The sequence below is a fragment of the Citricoccus sp. I39-566 genome (assembly GCF_031432995.1).
Taxonomy (GTDB): Bacteria; Actinomycetota; Actinomycetes; order Actinomycetales; family Micrococcaceae; genus Citricoccus; species Citricoccus nitrophenolicus_A.
The window spans coordinates 892,019-913,690 of record NZ_CP133842.1 but is presented as its reverse complement, the minus strand read 5'-3'; the positions used below and the strand labels follow the sequence as shown (position 1 = coordinate 913,690).

The 21,672-nt window shown below is 68.8% G+C and carries 19 protein-coding genes; 10 read left to right on the top strand and 9 right to left on the bottom strand.

The window, feature by feature from the left end; translation table 11 throughout:
• Window positions 1-65 precede the first annotated feature (65 nt).
• The 4 genes from RE421_RS04305 to RE421_RS04290 all read left to right on the top strand — a co-directional run bounded on the left by RE421_RS04305 (window position 66) and on the right by RE421_RS04290 (window position 4,490).
• Window positions 66-1,706, top strand: a complete 1,641-nt coding sequence (locus tag RE421_RS04305; protein WP_309814885.1) for an NAD(P)/FAD-dependent oxidoreductase — start codon at window positions 66-68, stop codon at window positions 1,704-1,706.
• Between the two features lie 12 nt (window positions 1,707-1,718).
• Entirely contained in the window at window positions 1,719-2,690 is a 972-nt protein-coding gene (locus RE421_RS04300) for an ABC transporter substrate-binding protein (RefSeq protein ID WP_309814882.1), read from the top strand.
• On the top strand, window positions 2,680-3,534 hold the full coding sequence (locus RE421_RS04295) for an alpha/beta hydrolase (protein ID WP_309814879.1): 855 nt from the start codon (window positions 2,680-2,682) through the stop codon (window positions 3,532-3,534). The genes RE421_RS04300 and RE421_RS04295 overlap by 11 nt, the downstream gene beginning before the upstream one ends.
• 122 nt (window positions 3,535-3,656) lie before the next feature.
• On the top strand, window positions 3,657-4,490 hold the full coding sequence (locus RE421_RS04290) for an IclR family transcriptional regulator (RefSeq protein ID WP_309814867.1): 834 nt from the start codon (window positions 3,657-3,659) through the stop codon (window positions 4,488-4,490).
• A 14-nt stretch (window positions 4,491-4,504) separates the two neighbouring features.
• Here the strand turns inward: RE421_RS04290 and RE421_RS04285 are convergent, their stop codons facing one another.
• The 6 genes from RE421_RS04285 to RE421_RS04260 form a co-directional block, all read right to left on the bottom strand.
• Window positions 4,505-5,344: an SDR family NAD(P)-dependent oxidoreductase gene (locus RE421_RS04285; protein WP_309814862.1), complete on the bottom strand. Its 840-nt coding sequence runs from the start codon at window positions 5,342-5,344 to the stop codon at window positions 4,505-4,507.
• Between the two features lie 53 nt (window positions 5,345-5,397).
• Window positions 5,398-7,170 (bottom strand): FAD-dependent oxidoreductase, encoded by a 1,773-nt coding sequence (locus tag RE421_RS04280; protein WP_309814859.1) that lies wholly within the window; start codon window positions 7,168-7,170, stop codon window positions 5,398-5,400.
• A gap of 44 nt (window positions 7,171-7,214) precedes the next feature.
• Complete coding sequence (locus tag RE421_RS04275) at window positions 7,215-8,609, bottom strand: MFS transporter (RefSeq protein WP_170144607.1); 1,395 nt, start codon at window positions 8,607-8,609, stop codon at window positions 7,215-7,217.
• Window positions 8,606-8,956 carry a Dabb family protein gene (locus RE421_RS04270; protein ID WP_309814853.1) on the bottom strand — a complete coding sequence of 117 codons (351 nt, stop codon included), beginning with the start codon at window positions 8,954-8,956 and terminating at the stop codon, window positions 8,606-8,608. Before RE421_RS04270 ends, RE421_RS04275 begins: the two co-directional genes overlap by 4 nt.
• Window positions 8,953-10,722 (bottom strand): FAD-dependent oxidoreductase, encoded by a 1,770-nt coding sequence (locus RE421_RS04265; protein WP_309814851.1) that lies wholly within the window; start codon window positions 10,720-10,722, stop codon window positions 8,953-8,955. Before RE421_RS04265 ends, RE421_RS04270 begins: the two co-directional genes overlap by 4 nt.
• Window positions 10,723-10,964: 242 nt before the next feature.
• Window positions 10,965-11,762 carry an IclR family transcriptional regulator gene (locus RE421_RS04260; RefSeq protein WP_309814848.1) on the bottom strand — a complete coding sequence of 266 codons (798 nt, stop codon included), beginning with the start codon at window positions 11,760-11,762 and terminating at the stop codon, window positions 10,965-10,967.
• A 92-nt stretch (window positions 11,763-11,854) separates the two neighbouring features.
• Between RE421_RS04260 and RE421_RS04255 the strand changes: the two genes are divergently transcribed.
• The 3 genes from RE421_RS04255 (at window position 11,855) to RE421_RS04245 (ending at window position 14,832) form a co-directional block, all read left to right on the top strand.
• Complete coding sequence (locus tag RE421_RS04255; protein ID WP_309814842.1) at window positions 11,855-12,676, top strand: SDR family oxidoreductase; 822 nt, start codon at window positions 11,855-11,857, stop codon at window positions 12,674-12,676.
• Window positions 12,677-12,817: 141 nt separating this feature from the next.
• The gene (locus tag RE421_RS04250; protein ID WP_309814838.1) at window positions 12,818-13,903 is read left to right on the top strand and encodes an MBL fold metallo-hydrolase; all 1,086 of its coding nucleotides are present in this window, start codon (window positions 12,818-12,820) and stop codon (window positions 13,901-13,903) included.
• A gap of 41 nt (window positions 13,904-13,944) precedes the next feature.
• The gene (locus RE421_RS04245; protein WP_309814831.1) at window positions 13,945-14,832 is read left to right on the top strand and encodes an SDR family NAD(P)-dependent oxidoreductase; all 888 of its coding nucleotides are present in this window, start codon (window positions 13,945-13,947) and stop codon (window positions 14,830-14,832) included.
• A 23-nt stretch (window positions 14,833-14,855) separates the two neighbouring features.
• Here the strand turns inward: RE421_RS04245 and RE421_RS04240 are convergent, their stop codons facing one another.
• Window positions 14,856-15,731, bottom strand: a complete 876-nt coding sequence (locus RE421_RS04240; protein ID WP_309814828.1) for a hypothetical protein — start codon at window positions 15,729-15,731, stop codon at window positions 14,856-14,858.
• A gap of 102 nt (window positions 15,732-15,833) precedes the next feature.
• Here RE421_RS04240 and RE421_RS04235 point away from each other — a divergent pair, with 102 nt between their 5' ends.
• Window positions 15,834-16,559, top strand: a complete 726-nt coding sequence (locus RE421_RS04235; protein ID WP_309814824.1) for an IclR family transcriptional regulator — start codon at window positions 15,834-15,836, stop codon at window positions 16,557-16,559.
• 30 nt (window positions 16,560-16,589) lie between these two features.
• Here RE421_RS04235 and RE421_RS04230 read toward each other — a convergent pair whose 3' ends face one another.
• Window positions 16,590-17,600: an MBL fold metallo-hydrolase gene (locus RE421_RS04230; RefSeq protein ID WP_309814821.1), complete on the bottom strand. Its 1,011-nt coding sequence runs from the start codon at window positions 17,598-17,600 to the stop codon at window positions 16,590-16,592.
• Between the two features lie 179 nt (window positions 17,601-17,779).
• On the opposite strand from RE421_RS04230, the gene RE421_RS04225 reads away from it, so the two are divergent.
• Entirely contained in the window at window positions 17,780-19,159 is a 1,380-nt protein-coding gene (locus RE421_RS04225; protein WP_309814820.1) for an MFS transporter, read from the top strand.
• Window positions 19,160-19,250: 91 nt separating this feature from the next.
• Here RE421_RS04225 and RE421_RS04220 read toward each other — a convergent pair whose 3' ends face one another.
• Window positions 19,251-20,627: an aldehyde dehydrogenase family protein gene (locus RE421_RS04220; RefSeq protein ID WP_309814817.1), complete on the bottom strand. Its 1,377-nt coding sequence runs from the start codon at window positions 20,625-20,627 to the stop codon at window positions 19,251-19,253.
• Between the two features lie 249 nt (window positions 20,628-20,876).
• Between RE421_RS04220 and RE421_RS04215 the strand changes: the two genes are divergently transcribed.
• Window positions 20,877-21,665 carry a coniferyl-alcohol dehydrogenase gene (locus RE421_RS04215; protein WP_309814814.1) on the top strand — a complete coding sequence of 263 codons (789 nt, stop codon included), beginning with the start codon at window positions 20,877-20,879 and terminating at the stop codon, window positions 21,663-21,665.
• Window positions 21,666-21,672 lie beyond the last annotated feature (7 nt).

Genomic DNA, 21,672 nt, shown 5'->3' with positions numbered 1-21,672 from the left:
GATGCCTGCTCTTTCGTGCCTCACTTCTGCGGAGGCTATTGGGAAGCCAATCTCGGAAGGAATCAATGGAACGTATGAGCACAGAATCTATGCAGCAGCATGATGCGCCCCTTGATCAGCACTACGATGCCGTAATCGTGGGAGCCGGATTCGCCGGGATCAGCGCTCTCTTCCATCTTCGAAAGATCGGACTGAAAGCGATCATTCTGGAAGCTTCCGAGGGCGTGGGTGGCACCTGGTTCAACAACCGGTACCCGGGGGCTCGGTGTGACATCGAGAGCCTCGACTACTCGCTCTCTCTGAGCGAGTCGATCCAGCAGGAATGGAAATGGCCGGAGCGCTATTCCGACAGTCGGAGTATTCAGAATTACCTGGATCACACCGTGGATGAGCTCGGCTTGCGCGAGAGCATCCGGCTGAGGATGACCGTCGCGGGTGCCACGTACGACGAGATGCAGAATCACTGGACCACCACCACAGCGGACGGCGCGAACGTGGAGTCGAAGTTCCTGGTCCTGGCCACCGGAGTGTTGTCCGCTGCGCAGATGCCAGAGCTTCCAGGTCATGACCTCTTCACCGGAAGGATCCTGCACACAGCGAGCTGGCCCAAGGATCGGGTCGACTTCACGAACCGCAGGGTTGCGGTGATCGGGACCGGCTCCTCGGCGACCCAGCTCATCCCTCTCGTCGCCGAACAGGCGTCTCAGCTCGCTGTGTTCCAGCGGACGGCCAACTACGTCATGCCGGCCAGGAACGGCGTGCTGGATGCGTCCACGGATCAGGAATGGAAGGCCCGGTACTCCGAACGCCGCGCGCAAGCCCGAGCGTCCTCGAACGGGCACAATCAAGAGCCCCCTCACGGTCCCGGTAAGAACCTTCCCCCGAGTGAGCGAGACCGTGAGCTCGAGAGCCGCTGGAAAGCCGGCGGGCTGAACATGATGCGCGCATTCACTGACCTCCTCACCGACACCGAGGTCAATGACTACGCCAGCAGGTTTGTGGCCAATAAGATCCGCCAGACCGTGCAGGACCCAGAGACTGCCGAACGGCTCATTCCTGTCGACCTGCCGATCGGGACCAAGCGACTGTGCTCCGGGACGAACTACTACGAAACCTTCAACCGTCCCAACGTGTCGCTGGTCAGCGTCGCCAAGGAACCCATCAGGGGGATCACCGAACAGGGAATGATCGTCGGTGACACACATTACGAGTTCGACGACATCATCATGGCCACCGGGTTCGACGCCATGACTGGCTCCTTCCTACGCATCAAGGTTGTCGGACGCAACGGCCAGACGCTCCAGGACCATTGGGAGGGCGGGCCGCGAACCAATTTGGGGCTGATGACGGATGGCTTCCCCAACCTATTCTTCCTGTCCGGCCCACAGACCCCGTCGGTCTTCAGCAACATGGCCACCACATCGGAGATGCACGCCGAGTGGCTGGCGCGGTTCCTCAAGGACCTGGGAACCGCAAACCTGAGCACCATCGAACCGACGCAGAATTCGGTCGATGCCTGGGTCGACCACGTCACGGAGACTGCGAGCAAGACCCTCTATGCAGATTCGAGGAACTCGTGGTTCTGGGGCGCCAATACCCCAGGAAAACCCCGTGTTTTTATGCCATACACCGGCGGCGTTGAAAACTACAACAGATTCCTCAGCAATTCGGTCAATGACAATTACTCGGGTTTCGTCCGAGCCTGAAAGGAACACAACATGAACAAAAAACTCCTGCCCGTCCTTGCGTTGCTGGGCACTCTCTCAGTTGCCGGTTGCAGCACCGGCACACCGTCCGGGACCGAAGCTAGTTCGACCGAGGCCGGTGCAACAGCTGCCGGTCTCGAAAAAGTCGTGGTCGGCAGCATTCCTTTCGCCGAGACGGCGACCATCCAGGTCGCCATGAACGAGGGCATCTTCGAGGAGCATGGCCTTGAGGTGGAACTGGCCGATGCACCCGGCGGAGGAGCGGGACTCATTCCCGCCGTCATGTCCGGCGACCTCGATATCACCTACTCGAATTATCCCTCCGTGCTCCAAGCCATAGACAAGGGCCTCCCCCTGAACATCATCCGAGAGAATGACCGCGGCGGCGCGCAGGGAATCTACGTCCTGAGCGACGGTGATATCGACGAACTCTCTGATCTCAAGGGCAAGCGTGTTGCCGTCAATGGGCTCGGGAACATCATGGAGATCACGTCCCGGTCCGTCCTGGAGGAGCACGGCGTCACGGGTGTTGATTTCGTGGAGATCCCACCAGCCCAGATGGAGGCGTCCGTGGAGAACGGTAACGTGGACGGCGCTTGGCTGGTGGAGCCCTTCGTCACCATGGCCACCGCTGACGACGGCCTCACAAAGCTTGTCAGCGCATTCGAGGGGACCACGGAGAACGTCCCGGTGGCCGGGTGGGTGACCAGCGCGGAGTTCCTCAACGAAAGCCCGGACACGGTCAATGCCTTTGTCGACGCACTCGACGAGGCCACGACACGAGCCGCGGAGGACAAGGACCTGCTCAACAAGACCCTGGCGCGGTACACCTCGATCTCCCCTGACGTTATCGAACAACTGAACCCGATCGGCTTCTCCGTGGAGAGCGACTACGAGGGACTGGACACTCTTAACGAACTCATGGTGAAGCAGGGACTCATCAGCGAACCCGTCGATCTGGAGGCCGTGACCCATGAAAGATGACAGCGTGCTCAACGCTTATGCAGTCCGAGACGTCCACGTCCAGACGGGTAGCTTCGGCACCCATTGCCTGTTGGTCGGAAGCCCGGAGAACCCACCACTCGTCCTCTTGCACGACGGCGCCTGGGGCGGATCAGCGCGGGTCAGCTGGGGACACCTGATGGAGCGATTTGCCGAAGACTATTATGTGATCGCCCCCGATCTCTTGGGGTTCGGCGAAAGCGACAAAGCCGTCTTCTTCGACCGCAGCACATACTCCTTTCGGATCGACCAGGTCGCGGCACTCCTGGAACAGCTCGAGGAGTCCCGGTCGATCAACCTGGTCGGGACATCGTTCGGCGGTTCGATGGCCCTCCGCATCCTCGCGGAAGGTTCCTTCAACCTGCGCCGCGTTGTCTCCATCGCCGGTACTGGCGGTCCCTGGAAGACCCCGGCCATGCTGGAGACCCTGGGGTTCTGGGACGGATCGCGAGACGATCTTGCGCGGGTGCTCGGAAACCTCATGGACAGCACCTCCTCGGATTTCGAGGATCAGCTCGATCTCCGGCTCGCCTCTGCCAACACTGTCGGCCACTATCGGGCCGTCCAGGCCGTCTCGGTGTCTGTGCCTGCGAGTTTGCGCCAGACCGTCAAGGATGATTGGCCCGAGGCACTAGGACGGTCGGCAACCTGCCCGGTCATGCTCGTCGCGCCCAATGGCGACACCTTGTTCGAGCCGGAGTGGCCGGACCGGATTGCGGCACAGCTCGCGGACTGCACCATCAGCAGGATCGACAGTCTTCATAGTCCGAACCTGGATGCGCCGTCTGAATTGCTGGACCGAATCAGGCAGTTCCTGAACTCGTAGAGTAGGTGAGGAGTGGCATCAGAGCCACGGCGGTGGAGGTTTAGGGAGGCGACCGCGAAAACTGGTCTCCTCCTCGAACCTCAAACTAGAGAGTGCAGCTCGTGCAACAGGTACCCCCCTCCATGGTTTCCCGCGTCGCCATGATCCTGGAGAGCTTCGACTCGTCTGTTGAACTGAGTGCCTCAGAGATCGGACGCGCCACGGGCATCCCGCTTCCGTCTACCCATCGAATCCTTCAAGAGCTGGTCAGAGTCGGCTTCCTTGAACAAGATGAAGGCAGCCGAGGTTATCGGCTGGGTCTGCACCTCTGGGAGTTGGCTCGTCGAAACTCCACGCATCTGGAACTTCGAGACGCCGCCATCCCTCATCTGGAGCGCCTGCAGTCGCAATTTCGCTGCATCGCCCAGTTGGCGGTTCTCCAGGGGACCGACATCGTCTATCTCGAGCAGGTGGGCGATCCGAGCTCCGTCCCCAATGTCACCCGCGCCGGCATCCGGCTGCCCGCGGTGGCCTGCTCGCCGGGCCTTGTTCTCGCGGCCTTCTCGTCTCCTGATCGCCAGCAAGAGGTCCTGAATTCGAAGAAGGCGCGATTCACCGACCACACTGTGGTCGACAAGGGCCGGTTACAGGAGATCGTGCTCAAAGCCCAGCAGGAACACTCGGTCACTGTTGACGGCTGGCTGCACCCGGAGACGTCTGGGATTGCCGTGCCCGTCCTTATGAGTTCCGGAACGGCCATCGCGTCCTGTTCCGTTCTTGTCCGCAGCGACTCCTCCGGCCGCAATGCCATCAAGGAACAATTGATGCTGACCGGGCGAGAACTCGCGAAGACGATCAAGACTCGGCGGATCGGCGTACCCGACTCCTCGTTGGAGATGCTCAAGATGCGGCTCAGGTCTTTATCCTCAAGCAGGAAGATCCGGCCTGCCCCCGGAACTGCTGCCGACCCTGAGTGAATCAGACTTGTTGTCTACTGCGCCACGTACCCGCCGTCCACGGACCACACCGCGCCGGTGACGAAGCTGGCGGCGTCCGAGGCCAGGAAGCAGATGACCTCGGCGACCTCCTCCGGGGTGCCGAGGCGGCCGATGGGCTGGCGGGCGGTCATCTGGGAGCGCACCGAATCGTCCAGGCCGGCGGTCAGCGGAGTCTCCACGTAGCCCGGGGCGACCGCGTTGACGCGGATCCCCGTCTGCGCGTAGCCCAGTCCGGCGGAGCGGACCAGGTTTGCCACCCCGGCCTTCGCCGCCGAATACGGCGCCGAGCCGGCCTGGCCGACGAGACCGATGATCGAGGACACGGCAACCACCGCCCCGCTCCCCCGTCCATCGTCGGCGGCAGCCATATGCCGCAGCGCGTGCTTCAGGGACAGCGCCACCCCGGTCAGGTCGATGTCCAGCACGGTGCGCCAGTGGTCCACGTCCAACTCGTGCAGCGGGCCCTTGCGTTCAGCGATGCCGGCGTTGGCCACCAGGACGTCCACGCTCCCGAATCCACCATCAGCCCCGCCGAACTCCGCCGCGGCATCCATCAGCGCCGCCACGGACTCCTCGTCGGTCACGTCGGTCCGTACGCTCAGCGCACGTCCGCCCGCAGCCTCAATATCGGCCACCACCTCAGCGGCCCGGGGATCGACGTCACCGATCACCACAGTGGCCCCGCGGGCGGCCAGCATGCGGGCGGTCGCCGCCCCGATGCCGCCGGCCGCACCGGTGATGACAGCGGTGCGTCCGGCGAACGGCGCCGGGTTAACGCCCAGCCCGGCACCCAGCGTGCGCCGGGCACCCGGGTGCGGGCCGGCGTCGGGCATCTGGCCTGTCTCAGCACCAAGCCCCACACCGGCCCCCACAGGATCAGCCGAACTCACGCACCGACCTCCATGGCCCGCTCCAGCGCATCAGCGGAACCCGACTCGGCGGCCAGCTCGGCGATGTCCCGGCCCATCCGGTAACCGAAGACCAGGGCCGGGCCGATGTGCGAGCCGTAGCCCGGGTAGCCGCCACCGAACACCGACACCGCCGCGGCACCCACGGAGTACAGGCCCGGGATCCGCGCGCCGTCGGCCCGCACCACGGCGTGGCGGGAGTCCACGTCGATCCCGGCAAAGCTCCCCAGGTCCCCCATCCGCACCTTGGCGGCGTAGAACGGGGCCTTGTCGATGGTCGCCAGGTTCGGGTTGGGCTTGTGGTCCATGTCCCCGCGGAAGTGGTTGTACGCGGTGGAGCCGCGGCCGAACTCGGTGTCCTCGCCGGCCTCGGCGTCCCGGTTGAACGTGGCCAGGGTGGCCTTCAGCCCTTCAGCGTCCACGCCGATCTTCCCGGCCAGTTCCTCCACGGTCTCGCCCTTGACCAGGTAGTCCGCGGCGTAGAACAGCTGGCGCGGGATCGGGGTTGGCTTGGCGAAGCCGATGCCGTACTTGCGCATCAGCTTCTCATCGCCCACGATCCACGCGAACACCTCGCGCTCACCGGACATGTGGTCCAGCATCTGCCGGCCGAAGTCGTGGTAGCTCAGGGCCTCGTTGCCGAAGCGCTTGCCGTGCTTGTCCACGGTGATCATGCCGGGCAGCCCGATCTGGCGCAGGTGCGGGAAGAGCCGCTGGGCGCGCGTGACCAGGTCCTTGAACACCGTCACCGGGGCCCAGGAGCCCGGGGAGGAGACGTCCGCGTTGATCCGCCCGCCCACAGCCATCGCCATCCGGGCCGAGGAGCCGTCATGGCCCTGGGTCGGGGTGAAGTGCTGCCCGCCATTGCGGTCGTGCGGGAAGTACTGCTTCCGCAGTTCCGCATCCCCGGAGAACCCGCCGCCAGCCAGCACCACGCCGAGCCGGGCCTGCACGGTGCCGGCCCGCTCACCGGAGAGGACCGCGCCGGTGACGGCGCCGTCGTCGTTCGTCACCAGTTCCTCCACCGGAGTGGAGGTCCACACCCGCACCCCGGCGTCCAGCGCGGAGGCGACCATGCGGGTCATCAGCGCCGAGCCGTTGGTGCGCTTGAGGGGCTGCTGGAACAGGGCGGTGTCCACCCAGGTGCGCAGCAGCTTCGAGGCCGTGTAGGTGAAGGCCTTCACGGACTGGTTGGCCTTCAGAATGGTCGCCATGTCCGGGCCCACCTGCGGCATGTACCCGAACACCGTGTACGAGCTCAGGTACGGCTGCAGCTCCTTACGGCGGGACCCGAGCATCCGGATGTCCGCATCACTCGGCAGGATCGCGCGCCCGCCGAGCTTCGCCCCGGGCAGGTCCATCTGGTAGTCCGGGGCCTTCTCCGGGTAGGAGAACACCACGGAGGTGTTGTCCTCGAAGAAGTCGATGGCCTCCGGCACGGTGTCCAGGAACCCGGCCACGCCCTCCTCGTTGTAGTAGTCGCCGGACAGCGCCTTCAGGTAGGTCTCCGCCTCGGCCCGGGTGTCCCCCGTGGCGGCGGTGCCCTTCGGGTTGCCCGGCACCCAGGACCAGCCCGCGGACAGGGCCGTGGTGCCGCCGAAGTGCTCGGACTTCTCGGCCACGATCACGTTCAGTCCGTCATGGGCGGCCCGCAGGGCGGTGGCCATGCCGGCGGCACCGGAGCCGACCACCAGGACGTCGCACTTATGGACGGTTCCGGCGCGGTCTGCAGCGGGGGTGTTCTCAGTCATGTGTTCTCCAGAGGTCGGGGAAGCGTTCGGGGTCGCGGCCGGCGTCAGATCCGGCCGGTGCCCTTGAGGTAGGGCTCGCCGAGCTCGGCGATGGGGGTGTGGGCGGTCTCCCGGGAGGAGAAGCAGGCCACGGCGGCGATCAGGGCCACCACGCAGCCGAAGATGGCCACGGGGACCCAGCCGAACGTGCCCGCACCGAGCAGCATGCCGCCGATCATCGGGCCGAAGCCGGCCACCATCAGGCCCAGCTGGTTGCCCATGGCCATGCCGGTGTAGCGGACCGGGGCGGCGAACAGCTCGCCGAAGAAGGAGGTCCACACGCCGTTGAAGCCGGAGTACAGCACGGTCATGAACAGGAAGGAGGCGGCGAACACCAGCCAGATGTTCCCGGTGCCCAGGGCCAGGAAGTACAGGAAGATGCTCACGGAGCAGCCGATCATGGCGGTCAGCATCAGCGGCTTGCGGCCGATCCGGTCCGAGAGCCTGCCGGCGAACGGCATGAACACCATGGACAGGCCCACGGCCACCGCGTTGACGGTGAGGATGTCCGTTCGCTCGAAGCCGCCGTGGTCCACGGCGTAGGACAGCCCGAACACGGTGAAGATCGTCTGCATCACGGAGAACGCGGACATCAGCAGCACGCGGAACACGTCCCCGCCCTGGTACTTCAGCACCTCACCGGCGGGCAGCTTCTTGACCTCGCCGGCCTCCGCCACCTCCTCCTCGAAGACGGGGGTCTCGTCCAGCTTGGTCCGCACGTAGAAGGCGATGGCCAGCACGAAGATGGAGAGCAGGAACGGGATCCGCCAGCCCCAGCTCATCAGCGCCTCTTCCGGCAGGGCCGCGATGGGGATGAACACCACGGTGGAGAGCACCATGCCGGCCGCGTAGCCCATCATCACGAAGGACGTGAAGAAGCCGCGGCGGCCCTCCGGGGAGTGCTCGATCGTCAGCGAGGAGGCCCCCGCGGACTCGGCGCCGGCGGAGAAGCCCTGCGCCAGACGGGCCACCACCAGCAGCACGGTGGCCCAGATGCCGATCGAGTCGAAGGTCGGCAGCACGCCGATCGCCAGGGAGGCCAGTCCCATGATCATCAGGGTCACCAGCAGCACGTTCTTGCGGCCCAGCCGGTCCCCGAAGTGGCCCATCACCAGGCCGCCGAGCGGACGGGCGATGTACGCCACGCCGAACGTGGCGAAGGAGGCGATGGCCGCGATGGCCGGGTCGCCGCCCGGGAAGAACAACTGCGGGAACACCAGGGCGGCGGCGGTGCCGTAGATGAAGAAGTCGTAGTACTCCATGGTGGAGCCCAGGAAGGAGGCCAGGGCCGCCTTCTTCGGCGTGCCCTGGTGCTCCGTCACGACGTCGGCCGGGTCGGCTGCACCGGTCCGGCCGGCGTGGGCGCCGGTTCCGGTGGGAGAGGGGGTGGTGGTGCTCATGAGTCGTCCTCGGTGGTGGGGGTGGAGTGGGTGAGGGTGCTGCCGGCGTTGCCGGCGGGAAGCTCGAGGTCCACGTAGGCCAGGTCCCGCACGTTCGGCAGGGAGAAGGGCTTGATGGCCTCGTGGGCGGGGTGGGTGTTGTAGACGGCGAGGGCCTCACGGTCCTCGAAGTCGGCGATGATGACGTGGTCCCAGGACTTGTCCGTCCTCATGACGTCCGGGCCGTGCTGCAGTGCGAGCAGGCCGGGGATCTCGCCCTGGAGCCTGTCCAGGCCATCGATCCACTGGGCGCGGATGTCCTCGGTGAAGGAGTCCTTCCAGCGGAACATCACGATATGCCGGATCATGCGGACACCTCCTCGAGGTCTCGGGAACCGGACCGGTCAGCGTCCGGCGCGTGGACGGCGTCGTCCCCGGTGTACTCGGCGGGCTGGCCCGCCAGCCGGCGGCCGGCCAGGTAGGCCATGGTCATCAGCGGGCCGAGGGTGGCCCCGGCGCCCGGGTAGCCGGCGGCGTAGGGGCTCTCGGTGGTGTTGCCGGCGGCGAACAGGCCCGCGATCGGGGCACCGTCCACGTCCAGCACCTGGCCGTCGCCGTCCGTGGCCACGCCGCCGCAGGTGCCGAAGGCGCCGTTGACTACCTCGAGGGCGTAGTACGGGCCGTACTGCAGCGGGCCGAGGGAGGGGTTGGGCCACTGGTTCTCGGCGTCCCCCCAGTAGCGGTCGTACTCCGAGGTGCCGCGACCGAAGTCAGGGTCCTCCCCCACGGTGGCGTGCTCGTTGAACCGCGCCACCGTGGCCTCGAGGGCCTGGGCGGGCATGCCGGTCCTCTGCGCCAGTTCGGCCAGGGTAGGTGCCTCGATGAGCCACTCCGGGGTGGGCTGACCGGCCCGGTGGTCCAGGATGCCGTAGCGCTCCAGGTAGGACTGGTCGAAGACCACGTGCGCCGGGGTGTTCAGCGTCTGGTTGTTGGCGGAGTCCCAGGACTGCAGCACGCGCGCCAGGTCGTTGTAGTTCTGCGCCTCGTTGGCGAAGCGCTGGCCGTGGCGGTTGACCATGATGGAGCCGGGGCCCTGGCGCTCGAAGCGCAGCAGCGAGCCGATCTGCTCGCCGTCCCGCATCCCACCGGTCAGGGACATGGGCGCCCACCAGGCCTCACGGGTGCCGCGGGTCATGGCGCCGATGCGCTGGGCCATCTTCAGGGCGTCGCCCGTGTTCGAGGGCGGGGAGCACATGGTGTAGAGCCGGGTGGCGAGCATGGAGTCGGCCAGGGCCTTGTCCCACTCGAAGCCACCCGCGGCCAGCATCACGCCGGCGTTCGCCTGGACCTCGGTCCCGTCCGCCAGCACGACGCCAGCCACGCGCCCCGCGGAGGTGCCCGCGCCGCAGTCGTGGGTCCCAGTGGTCAGCAACCGCTCCACGCGGGCGTCCACGGCGAACTGCACGCCGTGCTCGATGCAGGCTGCGAGCAGCATGGCCACGAGGGCATGGCCCTTGGCGGCATAGCCCTGGGCCTGGCGCTCGTTTAGCTCGTCCCAGGGGAAGGTGGTGAAGGCACCCCAGTCCTCGTACTCCTGCATGGTGTACGGGTGGCGGCCGTCGCTGCGCAGGTACTCGGCCAGATCGCCGAGGGCCTCGCGGTAATTGAACAGCTCCGGCTCCACCGTGCGGCCGCCCGTGACGGCACCGGGCAGATCCTGGCGGTAGTCCGGGAAGTTGTCCAGGAAGATGAAGCGCACGCCAAGCTCGTCCTCGGCGAAGCGGAGCATGGTGTCCCCGTGGTCCAGGGCGGCGTCCAGCAGCTCGGCGCGGCCGCGGCCCCGGGCCACGGCCTCCACGTACTCGCGGCCGGCGGCCTTGGAGTCAGCGATCCCGGCCTCACGGGCGTAGTGGTTATCCACCACCCAGAGCATGCCGCCGGAGACGGCGGAGGTGCCGCCGAGCAGCTCGGACTTCTCCAGCACGAGCACGGACTGGCCGGCGCGGGCGGCCGTGGCGGCGGCGGTCAGTGCGGCGGCACCGGAGCCGACGACCACGACGTCGTAGGCCGTGAGGCTGCCTGCGGAAGCCGGCCGGCCGGCGTCGGGCGTGGGGTCTGCGGTGAGGAGACGCATGGGTGATCCTTCGGTCAGGGGCCCGCTGCTCCGGCTCACAGATCAATGTGTCGCCGGTCACTGCGGAAGGTCTGGGAAGGATCGTGGCACCCGTCACAGCCGGGGCGAGAGGGGGTGTTCCATTGATTCGAACGCGCCCGTCCGTTCATCGGGACAGTCATCGGGACAGCCCTGTGTTTTCAGTCGACTTTGCGTGGGTATTGGGCCAAAACACCCACGCGAACTCGACTCAAAGCGTCGGGTTAGCGGGGGCGGGGCTCACTGCGGCGCTGCATGCCGCGGGCGGTGGGCTCGTAGCCGAGGCGGCGGGTGATGGCCCGGGCGGCGAACTGCAGCTGCGGGATGGTGACCGCCAGGTACTCCTCGCCCCGGGGCACGATCACGGTGAGTGTCCCCACGGCGTGCTGGTCCTCCACGAAGATCGGCACGGAGATCCCACTGGACTCCTCCACGATGATCCCCGCCATGGAGACGTAGCCGTTGCGGCGGATGTCCGCGAGGATCCCCCGCAGCTGGTCCGGGTCGGTCACGGTGTCCGGGGTGAGCTTCTCCAGCCGTCGGCTCAGGAACCGCCCCTGCTCCTCCTCCGGGGCGTAGGCCATGAACACGAGTCCGGCCGAACAGCCATGGACGGGCAGGCGGCCGGCGATCCGGGTGATGTTGATGGTCGCGTCATCCGCGGCAAGCCGCTCCAGGTAGAGCACGTCCGTACCCTCCAGAACGCCGAGCGAGACGTGGTTGCCGGTGTGGTTGAGCAGGTCTTCCATGGGCGGCAAGGCAGCCTCCCGCAGGGACGAGGCCCGCGAGCCCCGCGAGGCCATCTCCCACATCCGGTGTCCGTGGCGCAGCCGGCCGGAGTCGTCCCGGACCAGCAGGCCCTCTACCTCCAGCTCGGCCACGAGGCGGTGCACCGTGGACACCGGCAGCCCGACCGCCCGGGCCAGCTCCCGCAGGTGCAACGCCGGGGTGTCGTCACTGAAGGCAGCCAGGATCCGCACCACGCGGTGGATGACGGATTCCCCGGAAGGCGAGTTGGCCACGAACCTGCCTTTCATCGAAGAGGTGACCTCGATCATACCGATCAACGGAACACACCCGCGATCCTCCGGCCTCGCCTTCCTAGGGTGGCCCCATGAGCACTCCCTCCAGCACCCCGGTCACGTCCACTCTCCACGGCTCCATTCACGACGCCGGCTCCGGCCGGGCGGCCGGCAAGATCGCCCTGATCTCAGGGGCCGCCCAGGGCATGGGCGCCTCTCACGCCCGTGCACTGGCTGCGGCCGGGGCGTACGTCATGATCGGTGACCTGCAGGAGGACGCCGGCGCCGCTCTGGCCGAGGAGATCAACGCCCGCGCCGGCCGCACGGCCGCCGCCTTCACCCCGCTGAACGTGACGGACTTCGAGGCCTGGACGTCCGCCGTCGGGCACTGTGTCCGGGAGTTCGGCAAGCTGGATGTGCTGGTCAACAACGCGGGGATCTACACGCCCGGCAACGTGGAGGATGCCTCCGTGGAGGACTGGTCTCGGACCATCGACATTGACCTGACCGGAACGTTCCTCGGGATGAAGGCCGCAGTGCCGGAGCTGAAGAAGCAGGACACCTCCTCGATCATCAACGTCTCCTCCATCGCCGGGCTGGTCGGCTTCAAGAACCGCGCCGCCTACTCCGCCGCGAAATGGGGCGTGCAGGGGCTGACGAAGACCTCGGCCCTGGACTTCGGGGAGGACGGGATCCGGGTGAACTCCATTCACCCCGGCTCCGTGGAGACGCCGCTGACCGCCGGCCTGAAGCGCGGGCTCGGGCAGGTCCCGGCCGGTCGGGCGGCGCAGGTGGAGGAGATCAGCTCACTGGTGCTCTACCTGGCCTCGGACGAGTCGCGGTTCGTCTCCGGCGCCTCGATCGCGATCGACGGCGGGGAGACGGCCGGGAACAACCTGCGGCAGGACTCCTGAAGCTGACGGCCGGCGAGCGGCGGACGCCCGGAGTCGGGCCTTGCACCTCCCCGCACCTTCATCCATAGTGATGATGGCGCGTGACCGGCATCACATGATCATCCGGCACGCGATGCCCTGGCCACGTACCCCGGAGGAATCATGCCGTCCACTCCTCGCACCCCACGCGTGCCCCGCCGCACCCTCCTGGGCGCCGGCGGCATCGCCGCCCTCAGCGCCCCGATCCTGGGTGCAAGTGCCGCCACCGCCGACACCGGCCCCGTGCTGGCCACGGCCGAGACCGTGCCGGACACCGGCATGCACCTGGTCACCCTCGGCACCGCTGCCGGACCGGCGATTCGCGGGACCCGGCACGGGATCGCGAGCGCCGTCGTCGTCGACGGGCTGCACTACCTGGTGGACTTCGGGCTCGGCATGCCCCGCCAGGCCGCTGATGCCGGGTTGACGGGCAACAAGCTGCGCCAGGGATTCGTCACCCACCTGCACTCGGACCACATCTCCGAGCTGAGCGCCTACATGCTCTACAACTGGGACACCCCGGTCCAGGGCGTCACCTCGCGGGTGGGGATCATCGGTCCCGGACGCGCCCGCCTGCCCCGGGGCATCCGCCCGGTGGTCTCCCCACCGCAGACCGGCATGCAGGACGTCATCAAGAACCTGATGCGCGCCAACGCCTATGACATCAACATCCGCACCACGGACGAGGCCCGGATCCCGCTCGATGAGCTCTTCGAGGGCGTGGACATCGAGCTGCCCCGGCGCCCGCGGGCGGACCCGGACCGCAACCCCGTCCCGGACATGGAGCCGTTCACCGTCTACGAGGACGACCGCGTGCGCGTGAAGGCCACCCTGGTGGAGCACCTGCCGGTCTTCCCGTCCTTCGGCTTCCGCTTCGAGACCGAGCACGGGGTCATCGCCTTCTCCGGAGACACCGCCGAGACCCCCAACATGGTCCGCCTCAGCCGGGACGCCGACCTCCTGGTCCACGAGGTCGTCAACATGGACTACTACCGGGACCAGGACTTCACCGAGGAGTTCCTGCACCACTTGGAGTCCAGCCACACGACGCCCGAGGGCATCGGGCGGATCGCCGCCGAGGCAGGGGTCAAGAAGGTGGTGGTCAGCCACATGGCCGGGGTCTTCTCTGACGTCGACTTGGCCGGCATCGCCGACACCTACGACGGGCCATACACCCTGGCCGCCGACCGGCAGCTGTTCAGCGTCTGAGCACGCCGGGGGTCCGCCGGGGACGGGGATAGACTGCCGGGATGCCGCTTCCTGCCCCCTCCCACCACACCCCGGACCGGACCCTGCTCGTGGGGTGCGGGGCCCTGGGCACCCGGCTCGGTCAGCAGCTGGTCCGGGACGGTGGGCAGGTGTTCGCCCTGCGCCGCACCACAGCCGGGCTACCCGCAGCCTTCACCGCCCTGGCGGTGGACCTGAGCGTTCCGGTCGGCCGCGAGCTGCCGGCCGTGGACGCCATGGTCATCACCCTGCCACCGGGTGGTCCGGTGTCTGGCCCGGCGTTGGGTCCGGGTCCCGGGCCCGACGACGGCTACCTCGCCTCCCTGCGGAACCTCGCCGCCGCTCTGCCCCGGGTCCCGGAACGCGTGGTCCTCGTCTCCTCGACCAGGGTCCTCGGGGGGCACACGGGCGGCCGGCCCCTCACCGAGCGGGACGAGCCGGCCCCGGTGGGGCCCCGGGCCGAGGTCCTGCTCGAGGGCGAGCGGCTGGCCACGGAGCTCTTCGACGCGCACGTCCTCCGGCCGGCCGGGATCTACGGTCCGGGCCGGGAGATGCTGCTGCGCAGGGTCCTTGACGGTGACCCGGTGCAGTACGCCCGCCGCACGAACCGCATCCACGAGGACGACCTGGTCCGCACCCTCCAGGCCGTGCTGACGGCGGAGGAACCGCCGCGGCTGCTGCACGCGGTGGACCAGTCCCCGGCGCCGCTGGGGGACGTGGTCACCTTCATCTCCGGGCGCCTCGGGGTGCCGCCGCCTCCGCGCCTCCAGCCCGAGGAGACCACGGGGACGGTGCTGGACGGCTCGCGGCTCCTGGGCGTTCTCGGCACCCTGGAGCACCCCACTTACCGGGACGGATACGGCCGCCTCATCGCGGGCCGGGAGCAGACGGGGCCTGCGCAGCGGACCTGATCCGCGGTTCCGGCGCGCCCGGCCTAACCGTGCCTGAGCCGGCCTGCCTGCCAGGACGTCCCGGCTCGCCCGGCCAACCAGGTCAGGGGCAGGAGCAGGATCAGGGCGAGGAATCCCGCCAGCACCACGGTGACCACCGCGGAGGAGTCCCCGAAGTTCGCCACGGCCACCAGCGTGGCCACGCCCATGTTGCGCTGGGAGGCGGAGATGCCCACGATGGCCCCGACCCCGGGCTTGGCGGTCCCGAGCGCCCATCCGGCGCCCAGGTTCGCCAGGGTGAACAGCACGATGGCCAGGACCGTGCCGGTGCCGATGAGCCCGGCCAGTTCCCGGTGGTCAGCCACGAACTGGTTGGCCAGCATCACCAGCATGGACCAGAAGCTCAGCCGCTGGACCGGCCCCTGGAGCCGACGGGCCAGCCCCGGGCGGAGCTGGCGCACCGTGATGGCCGCCCCCAGGGGCAGCAGCATCGTAGGGATCAGCACGGCGGCGATGCTGCCCGAGGACACCTCCACACCCGGCAACAGCAGCGGCAGGGCCATCGGCATGAACACCGTGGTGGCCACCAGCATGACGGCCAGCAGCGCGGACGCCGTGGGCATGTCCCCGCCGGCCAGCCGGGTGAGCTTCAGGGCGAAGGGTGCACCGGCGGCACAGGCCAGGACCATCAGCCCCATGCGCGCGTCCGCCGGAATCGGAAGGAGGGCGGTCAGCACCAGGGCCAGGCCCGGCGCCACCAGGAAGTTCGCCACGGTGCCGGAGACCAGCAGCCGGAAGCTGCTCAGCGGGGCGATGAACTGGCGCACTGTCTGGCCGAGCCCGACGGCGGCCATGCTGGCCACGGCGAACAGCGGCACGGACACGGCCCCCACGACATCGGTGATCGCCTGGAGGTCCATGGGGTCATTCTGGCCGGACCGGGACATAGACTGACGCTGAACTTTTCATCCAGTGACAAAGGCGGATTCGTGGCCGGCAACGCGCACACTCCGGGACGTTCCGTGACCTCGCGCGCGCTCGACGTCCTCGGGGCCTTCGATACCCAGCACATCCGCCAGAACCTGTCCCAGATCGCCCGGCGCACAGGCATGCCGGTGGCCACGTGCTACCGGCTGCTGCGTGACCTGACCGACTGGGGTGCGGTGACCCGCCACGAGGACGGGACTTACACGGTCGGCCAGCGCATCGCCCAGCTGGGCCTCCTCGCCCCGGTGGAACGCGGGCTGCGCCAGACGGCGGCGCCCTTCATGCAGGACGTGCTGTTCGCCACCCGGCAGATCGTCAACCTGTTCATCCTGGACGGGACGGAGGCGCTCCTGCTGGACCGGATCGCGGGCACCCGCGTCGGGGCACCGATCGCCCGACCGGGCGACCGGCTGCCCCTGCATACGAGCGCCGCGGGGAAGATCCTGCTGGCCCACGGCCCGAACGGGCTGGTCGAGCTGGCCTCCGAGAAGCTGGTCCGGGAGACCCACCAGAGCATCGCGGACCGGCCCCGGCTCGAGCGCGAGCTGGTGATGGTGCGCGAGCGGGGGTACGCCACCACCGAGGGTGAACACTCCTCCGGCGCCTACGGCCTGGCGGTGCCCGTCCGCGGCGTGGAGGGTGACGTCATCGCCGCGCTGGGGATCGTCAACCTGTCCCGGATCACCGACTTCCAGCGGATCGTCCCGGCCTTGCAGGTGGCCTCGGCCGCGATCACCCGGTCCCTGAAACGGGCGGTGTGACGGCGTCCCGCGGCTCGGGCGCCGAGCCGCTCAGGTGGACGCCGTCACGGCTGCGCCCGCCGGCGCAGCCGCCAGGGTGTTGGTGCCGTCCACCGCGAAGACCGTGCCCGGCCGGGCCACGGTGACCGGACCCGCGTACTCCGCCCTGACGCCGGCGGTCCACTGCTCGTCCGTGGCGACGCCAGCCAGGTGGGAGAGGACCACCCGCCGGGCGCCGGCCCGGGTGGCCACCCGGCCGACCCCCTCCGGGGTGGTGTGGGAGATCAGCTGGTGGTTGAGGAACTCCGGGGCGAAGTCCTGGGCGCGGTAGAAGTCCAGGTAGACGCTCTCGTGGACGAGCAGATCGGCGTGGGCGGCGAGCCGGGCCATATTGTCCGACTCCGTGGTGTCCCCGGAGACGACCACGGACCCGTAGGCGGTGTCGAACCGGAACGCGAACGCTGGGAAGATCGGCGGGTGCTCCACCAGGATCGCGCTGACGCGGACGCGGTCGTCCGAGTAGACGAGGAAGGGGTCCATCGCCGGCGTCGACTCCCCCGTGGCCCCGGCCGCCGAATCCGGCAGGTCGATCTCCCGGACGTCCACGAGGTCGTACAGCGGGGGCCGGCCCTCATCCACGATGCGGACGTCGATGTCATAGGAGTAGCCCCGCAGCACATGGTCTACGAGCCCGGCCAGCCCGACGGTGCCTGCCGTTGGGTCCGCCGAGCCGGGGCCGAGGATCGGCACGGGTCCGGTGAATCCCCGCACCGGCTGGCCCCAGTTCCACAGCAGGTAGGCGGGCAGTTCGGCCACGTGGTCCGAGTGCAGGTGGGTCACGAAGCAGGCACGCAGACTCTCCCCGAGCAGCCCGGCCTCGTGGGCCGCCCGGGTCACGCCCAAGCCGAAGTCGACCAGGTAGTACGCGCCGTCCACCACGATCGCCGTGGCGATGCCCGCGCACTCCGAGCGGATGGCGGGGCCCGCGGCCGTGCCCAGGGCGACCACCTTCAACCCGCGCTCGTCCGGGACCGGGTGCTCGGCGGTGCGGTGCTCGTCCATCTGCTGCGGGCCTTCCGTGGATCCAATGGTTTCCACCACTGTGCCCGACCACCCACCGGTCCAACAGGCGCGCTTCTCACTGGACGAAAAGCTGCCTATGTGCCCCAGTTCACACGCTCCTAGATTCGCCTGCAGACGTCTCACCTCCACACCCCCTTGGTCCCCTTCAGGAGAATCCGATGACCCTCACCAGAACGCCGAAGGCGCAGACGCGCCTACCGGCAGCCCCGCCCTTCGAGAGCGGCGATCCGCGGTACTGGTCCCCGCGCAAGCGCACCCGCTACGCGTGGATGCTGACCGGCCTGCTGCTGTTCCTGATGATGCTCAGCTGGGCGGACAAGGCCGTACTGGGCATCGCGGCCGTGCCGCTGATGGAAGAACTGAACATCACCCCGGAGCAGTTCGGCCTGGTCTCCAGCGCCATGTTCCTGACCTTCGGGCTGGCGCAGCTCGTCGCGGCGCCCCTGGCCAACAAGGTCAAGGCCAAGAGCCTGCTGCTCGTGATGTGCCTGATCTGGTCCCTGTCCGTGATGCCCGTCGTCGTCTTCGCCACGCTGCCCGCCCTGTGGATCAGCCGGCTGGCCCTGGGGGCCGGCGAGGGCCCGCTGGCCCCGGTCCTGATGCACGCCATCTACAAGTGGTTCCCCTCCAAGAAGGGCGCCACGCCCGCAGCGGTGGCCTCCTCCGGCGTCACGCTCGGCATCGTGGTCTTCGCGCCGGTGCTGGCCTGGGTGGTCACCCAGCACGGCTGGCGCACGGCCTTCGTGGCCCTGGCCGTGGTCGGCGTCGCCTGGTGCGCGGTCTGGTTGTGGTTGGGCAAGGAGGGGCCCTACACCTCCCTGGCGGTGGAGCGGGAGATCGAGGGCACCGCGGTGCCGACCATGCCCACCGGGGCCACGAGCGTGAGCGAGGAGAAGGTGCCCTTCTTCCGCACCATCGCCAATCCCACGTGGCTCTTCGCCGTACTGGCGTCCTTCTTCGGGTACTGGACCTTCACACTGGCCATGTCCTGGGGCCCGGCATACTTCCAGAACGTCATGGGCTTCTCCGGCCAGCAGGCCGGTTCGCTCATCGCCCTGCCCGCTGCCTGGGGCGTTGTGGCCACGATCGGCCTGAACGCCATGATCCAACGCCTGGACCAGCGCGGCGTGCCCAGCCGGCGCTCCCGCGGCTGGACGCTGGGGCTGGCCGGCACCGCGGCAGGACTGTCCCTGCTGGCCTCGACGTTCGTCGCCTCACCGGTCCTGGCCCTGGTCCTGATGAGCTTGGGCTTCGGCACCGCCCCGGCGCTGTTCGCCATCACCTACCTGATCGTCGGTGAGCTGACCACGATCTCCCAGCGCGGGGCGCACCTCAACGTCGCCAACGCGGTGCTGACCACCGGCGGCGTCTTCGCCCCGGCGATCGGTGGCGTGCTCATCGGCCAGGCCGTGACGCCGGCCGACGGCTACCAGCTGGCCTTCCAGGTCACCGCCGTGCTGCTGACCGTCTTCGGCCTGCTGGCCCTGGTGTTCGTGAACCAGCAGCGCCAGCGGCGCAAGCTCGGCATCGAGGCCTGAGGCCGCCATCTTCCCACCACGGAACGGGCCCCGCACCAGCTGGTGCGGGGCCCGTTCCGTTCTGGCCGGCCTGCAGGGCGCGGACCGCGGCTCAGTCGGCGTGCGCCCGGACGTTGACGGTGCGGGGTTCCAGGTACTCCTCCAGTCCCCAGCGTCCGCGTTCGCGGCCGAGACCGGAACCCTTCCAGCCTCCGAAGGGGGCATCGAGCTCGACGACGGTGTGCTGGTTGACCCAGGCCGTGCCGACTTCCAGCCGGGAGGCGACCTGGTGGGCGCGGTCCAGGTCCGGCGACCAGACGGAGGCCCCCAGGCCGAACTCCTGCGCGTTCAGCTGATCGATCGTCGCGTCCAGGTCGTCATAGGCCACCACGGGCAGAGCGGCGCCGAACTGTTCGCAGGCGACCAGGTCGGAGGCTTGCGGGGCGTCCGCCACGATGGTCGGCTCCAGGAAGTATCCCGGAAGGGACGTGCCGGACTGACCGCCGTGAGCGATGCGCCCGCCCTGGGACACGGCCTGGGTCACGTAGTCCTGGACCAGCTGCTGCTGCGCGCTGGTGTGCATGGGACCCATGGTGGTGCCCTCGGCCACGCCGTGGCCCACTCGCAGGGCGGAGGCCGCGGCCACGAGCGCCTCGGTCAGCTCCGCGCTCTGCGCACGGGGCACGTAGACCCGCTTGACCGCCATGCAGACCTGCCCCGCGTTGCGGAAGGCCGAGCCCACGATCCGCCGGGCGGTGACCGGCAGGTCGGCGTCCGGTAGCACGATGGCCGGATCGTTGCCGCCCAGTTCCAGGGTCACCTTCTTCACCGTCGGGGCGGCCTGGGCCATGATCGCCGCGCCGATCTCCGTGGAACCGGTGAAGGAGATCTTGCGGACCCCCGGCAGCTCGGACAGCGCCCGGGAGAGCACCCCGCGGCCGGTGACCACCTGCAGCACGTCGGCCGGCAGGAACCGATTCAGCACCTCGACCAGCGCGATGGTGGACATCGGGGTCGACGGCGAGGGCTTGGCGATCACGGTGCAACCGGTCACCAGCGCAGGGGCCAGCTTCACCGCCAGCAGGGAGATCGGGAAGTTCCAGGGGGTGATGGCCCCGACCAGTCCGACGGGGGCGTACTGGACCTGGACCTGCCGGCCGTCGCGGGGCGTCAGCGTCTCGGACTCGTCCCAGTCGAGGTCCGCGTAGTGCCGCAGCAGCCCGGCCGCCACGCGGAACTCCTGCACGGCCTCCGCCCACACCTTGCCCTGCTCCAGGGACAGGATGCGCCCGAGCTCCTCGGACTCCGCGTCCACGGCGCCGGCGGCGGCGCGTAGGGCCGAGCGGCGCGCCTCGCGGTCCGCGGCCCAGGTGCGGGCGACCTGCCGAGCGGCGGCGATGGCGCGTTCGACGTCCTCGGGCTGGTGCAGCGGCACCTCACCCACCGGCTCCAGGGTCGCCGGGTCAATCACTGCATAGGTCGCGCTCACGCGTCCTCCTCGGGCTCAACAGACCAACCGCCCACCGGCCGGCGGGCGCGCTTGTTGATCCCAGCTTGCGCGTTCGTCTGTGAGCCGCCCCACGTGTCTTTTCGTCCAGTAAAAACATGGGCTGATCTCAACGTGCCCGACGCCACATAGTAGGTGGAAACACCCTCAGCAGGCATCATCATCCTGATGCATCCGGCAGGCCCGGAGGCCTCAGGGGTATCGGATGCGGACCACCGGAAGGACACACCCATGACCATCGATGGGAAGACCCTCGTCGTCACCGGCGTCGCCTCGGGCATCGGCGCCGCCACGGCGGCCCTGCTCCAGCGGGGCGGGGCCACCGTGATCGGCGTGGACCGCAACGTCCCCGCCGACTTCGCCGGGACCTTCATCCAGGGCGACCTCTCCACGCCCGCGGGCGTGGCCGCCGTCGCCGAGCGCGTCCCCGAGGGCCTGGCCGGGCTGCTCAACATCGCCGGGGTGCCCGGCACCGCGCCCTGGCAGACCGTGCTGTCCGTCAACGTGTTCGGCGTGCGGGACCTGACTCGCCTGCTGCTGCCGAAGATCGCCGACGGCGGCGCCATCGTCAACCTGGCCTCGAACGTGGCCAGCGGATGGGCCGCCCGCCAGCTCGAGGTGGCCCGCTTCGTCCAGGCCGCCGACGCGCGGGAGGCGATCGCCGCCGTCGCCGACGACCCGGAGGTGACCGGGAACTCGTACCGGTTCTCCAAGGAGTGCGTGCGCTGGCTGACCCAGGTGCAGGCCTCCGAGAACCTGGGCCGGGTCCGGGTGAACTCCGTCAGCCCCGGGCCGGTGCAGACCCCCATCCTGGAGGACTTCAAGAAGGACCACGGCCGCGAGAAGGTCGAGGGCGCAGTGGCGCTGCTCGGCCGCGCCGGCCAGCCCCAGGACATCGCCGCCGCGATCGCCTTCCTGCTGAGCCCGGAGGCTGTCTGGCTCAACGGCACGGATCTGTGCGTCGACGGCGGCTTGCTCGCCCACCGCGCCGTCACCGCGTTGGCCACCGCCGCCGTCTGAAGGGCAG

What these genes read in the sequence shown, in the direction of transcription:
- RE421_RS04265 (WP_309814851.1), bottom strand. Translation starts at nt 10,722, where the DNA reads ATGCGTCTCCTCACCGCAGACCCCACGCCCGACGCCGGCCGGCCGGCT.
- RE421_RS04255 (WP_309814842.1), top strand. Translation starts at nt 11,855, where the DNA reads ATGAGCACTCCCTCCAGCACCCCGGTCACGTCCACTCTCCACGGCTCC.
- RE421_RS04230 (WP_309814821.1), bottom strand. Translation starts at nt 17,600, where the DNA reads ATGGACGAGCACCGCACCGCCGAGCACCCGGTCCCGGACGAGCGCGGG.
- RE421_RS04250 (WP_309814838.1), top strand. Translation starts at nt 12,818, where the DNA reads ATGCCGTCCACTCCTCGCACCCCACGCGTGCCCCGCCGCACCCTCCTG.
- RE421_RS04295 (WP_309814879.1), top strand. Translation starts at nt 2,680, where the DNA reads ATGAAAGATGACAGCGTGCTCAACGCTTATGCAGTCCGAGACGTCCAC.
- RE421_RS04290 (WP_309814867.1), top strand. Translation starts at nt 3,657, where the DNA reads ATGGTTTCCCGCGTCGCCATGATCCTGGAGAGCTTCGACTCGTCTGTT.
- RE421_RS04285 (WP_309814862.1), bottom strand. Translation starts at nt 5,344, where the DNA reads ATGCCCGACGCCGGCCCGCACCCGGGTGCCCGGCGCACGCTGGGTGCC.
- RE421_RS04215 (WP_309814814.1), top strand. Translation starts at nt 20,877, where the DNA reads ATGACCATCGATGGGAAGACCCTCGTCGTCACCGGCGTCGCCTCGGGC.
- RE421_RS04245 (WP_309814831.1), top strand. Translation starts at nt 13,945, where the DNA reads ATGCCGCTTCCTGCCCCCTCCCACCACACCCCGGACCGGACCCTGCTC.
- RE421_RS04300 (WP_309814882.1), top strand. Translation starts at nt 1,719, where the DNA reads ATGAACAAAAAACTCCTGCCCGTCCTTGCGTTGCTGGGCACTCTCTCA.
- RE421_RS04270 (WP_309814853.1), bottom strand. Translation starts at nt 8,956, where the DNA reads ATGATCCGGCATATCGTGATGTTCCGCTGGAAGGACTCCTTCACCGAG.
- RE421_RS04305 (WP_309814885.1), top strand. Translation starts at nt 66, where the DNA reads ATGGAACGTATGAGCACAGAATCTATGCAGCAGCATGATGCGCCCCTT.
- RE421_RS04280 (WP_309814859.1), bottom strand. Translation starts at nt 7,170, where the DNA reads ATGACTGAGAACACCCCCGCTGCAGACCGCGCCGGAACCGTCCATAAG.
- RE421_RS04275 (WP_170144607.1), bottom strand. Translation starts at nt 8,609, where the DNA reads ATGAGCACCACCACCCCCTCTCCCACCGGAACCGGCGCCCACGCCGGC.
- RE421_RS04240 (WP_309814828.1), bottom strand. Translation starts at nt 15,731, where the DNA reads ATGGACCTCCAGGCGATCACCGATGTCGTGGGGGCCGTGTCCGTGCCG.
- RE421_RS04225 (WP_309814820.1), top strand. Translation starts at nt 17,780, where the DNA reads ATGACCCTCACCAGAACGCCGAAGGCGCAGACGCGCCTACCGGCAGCC.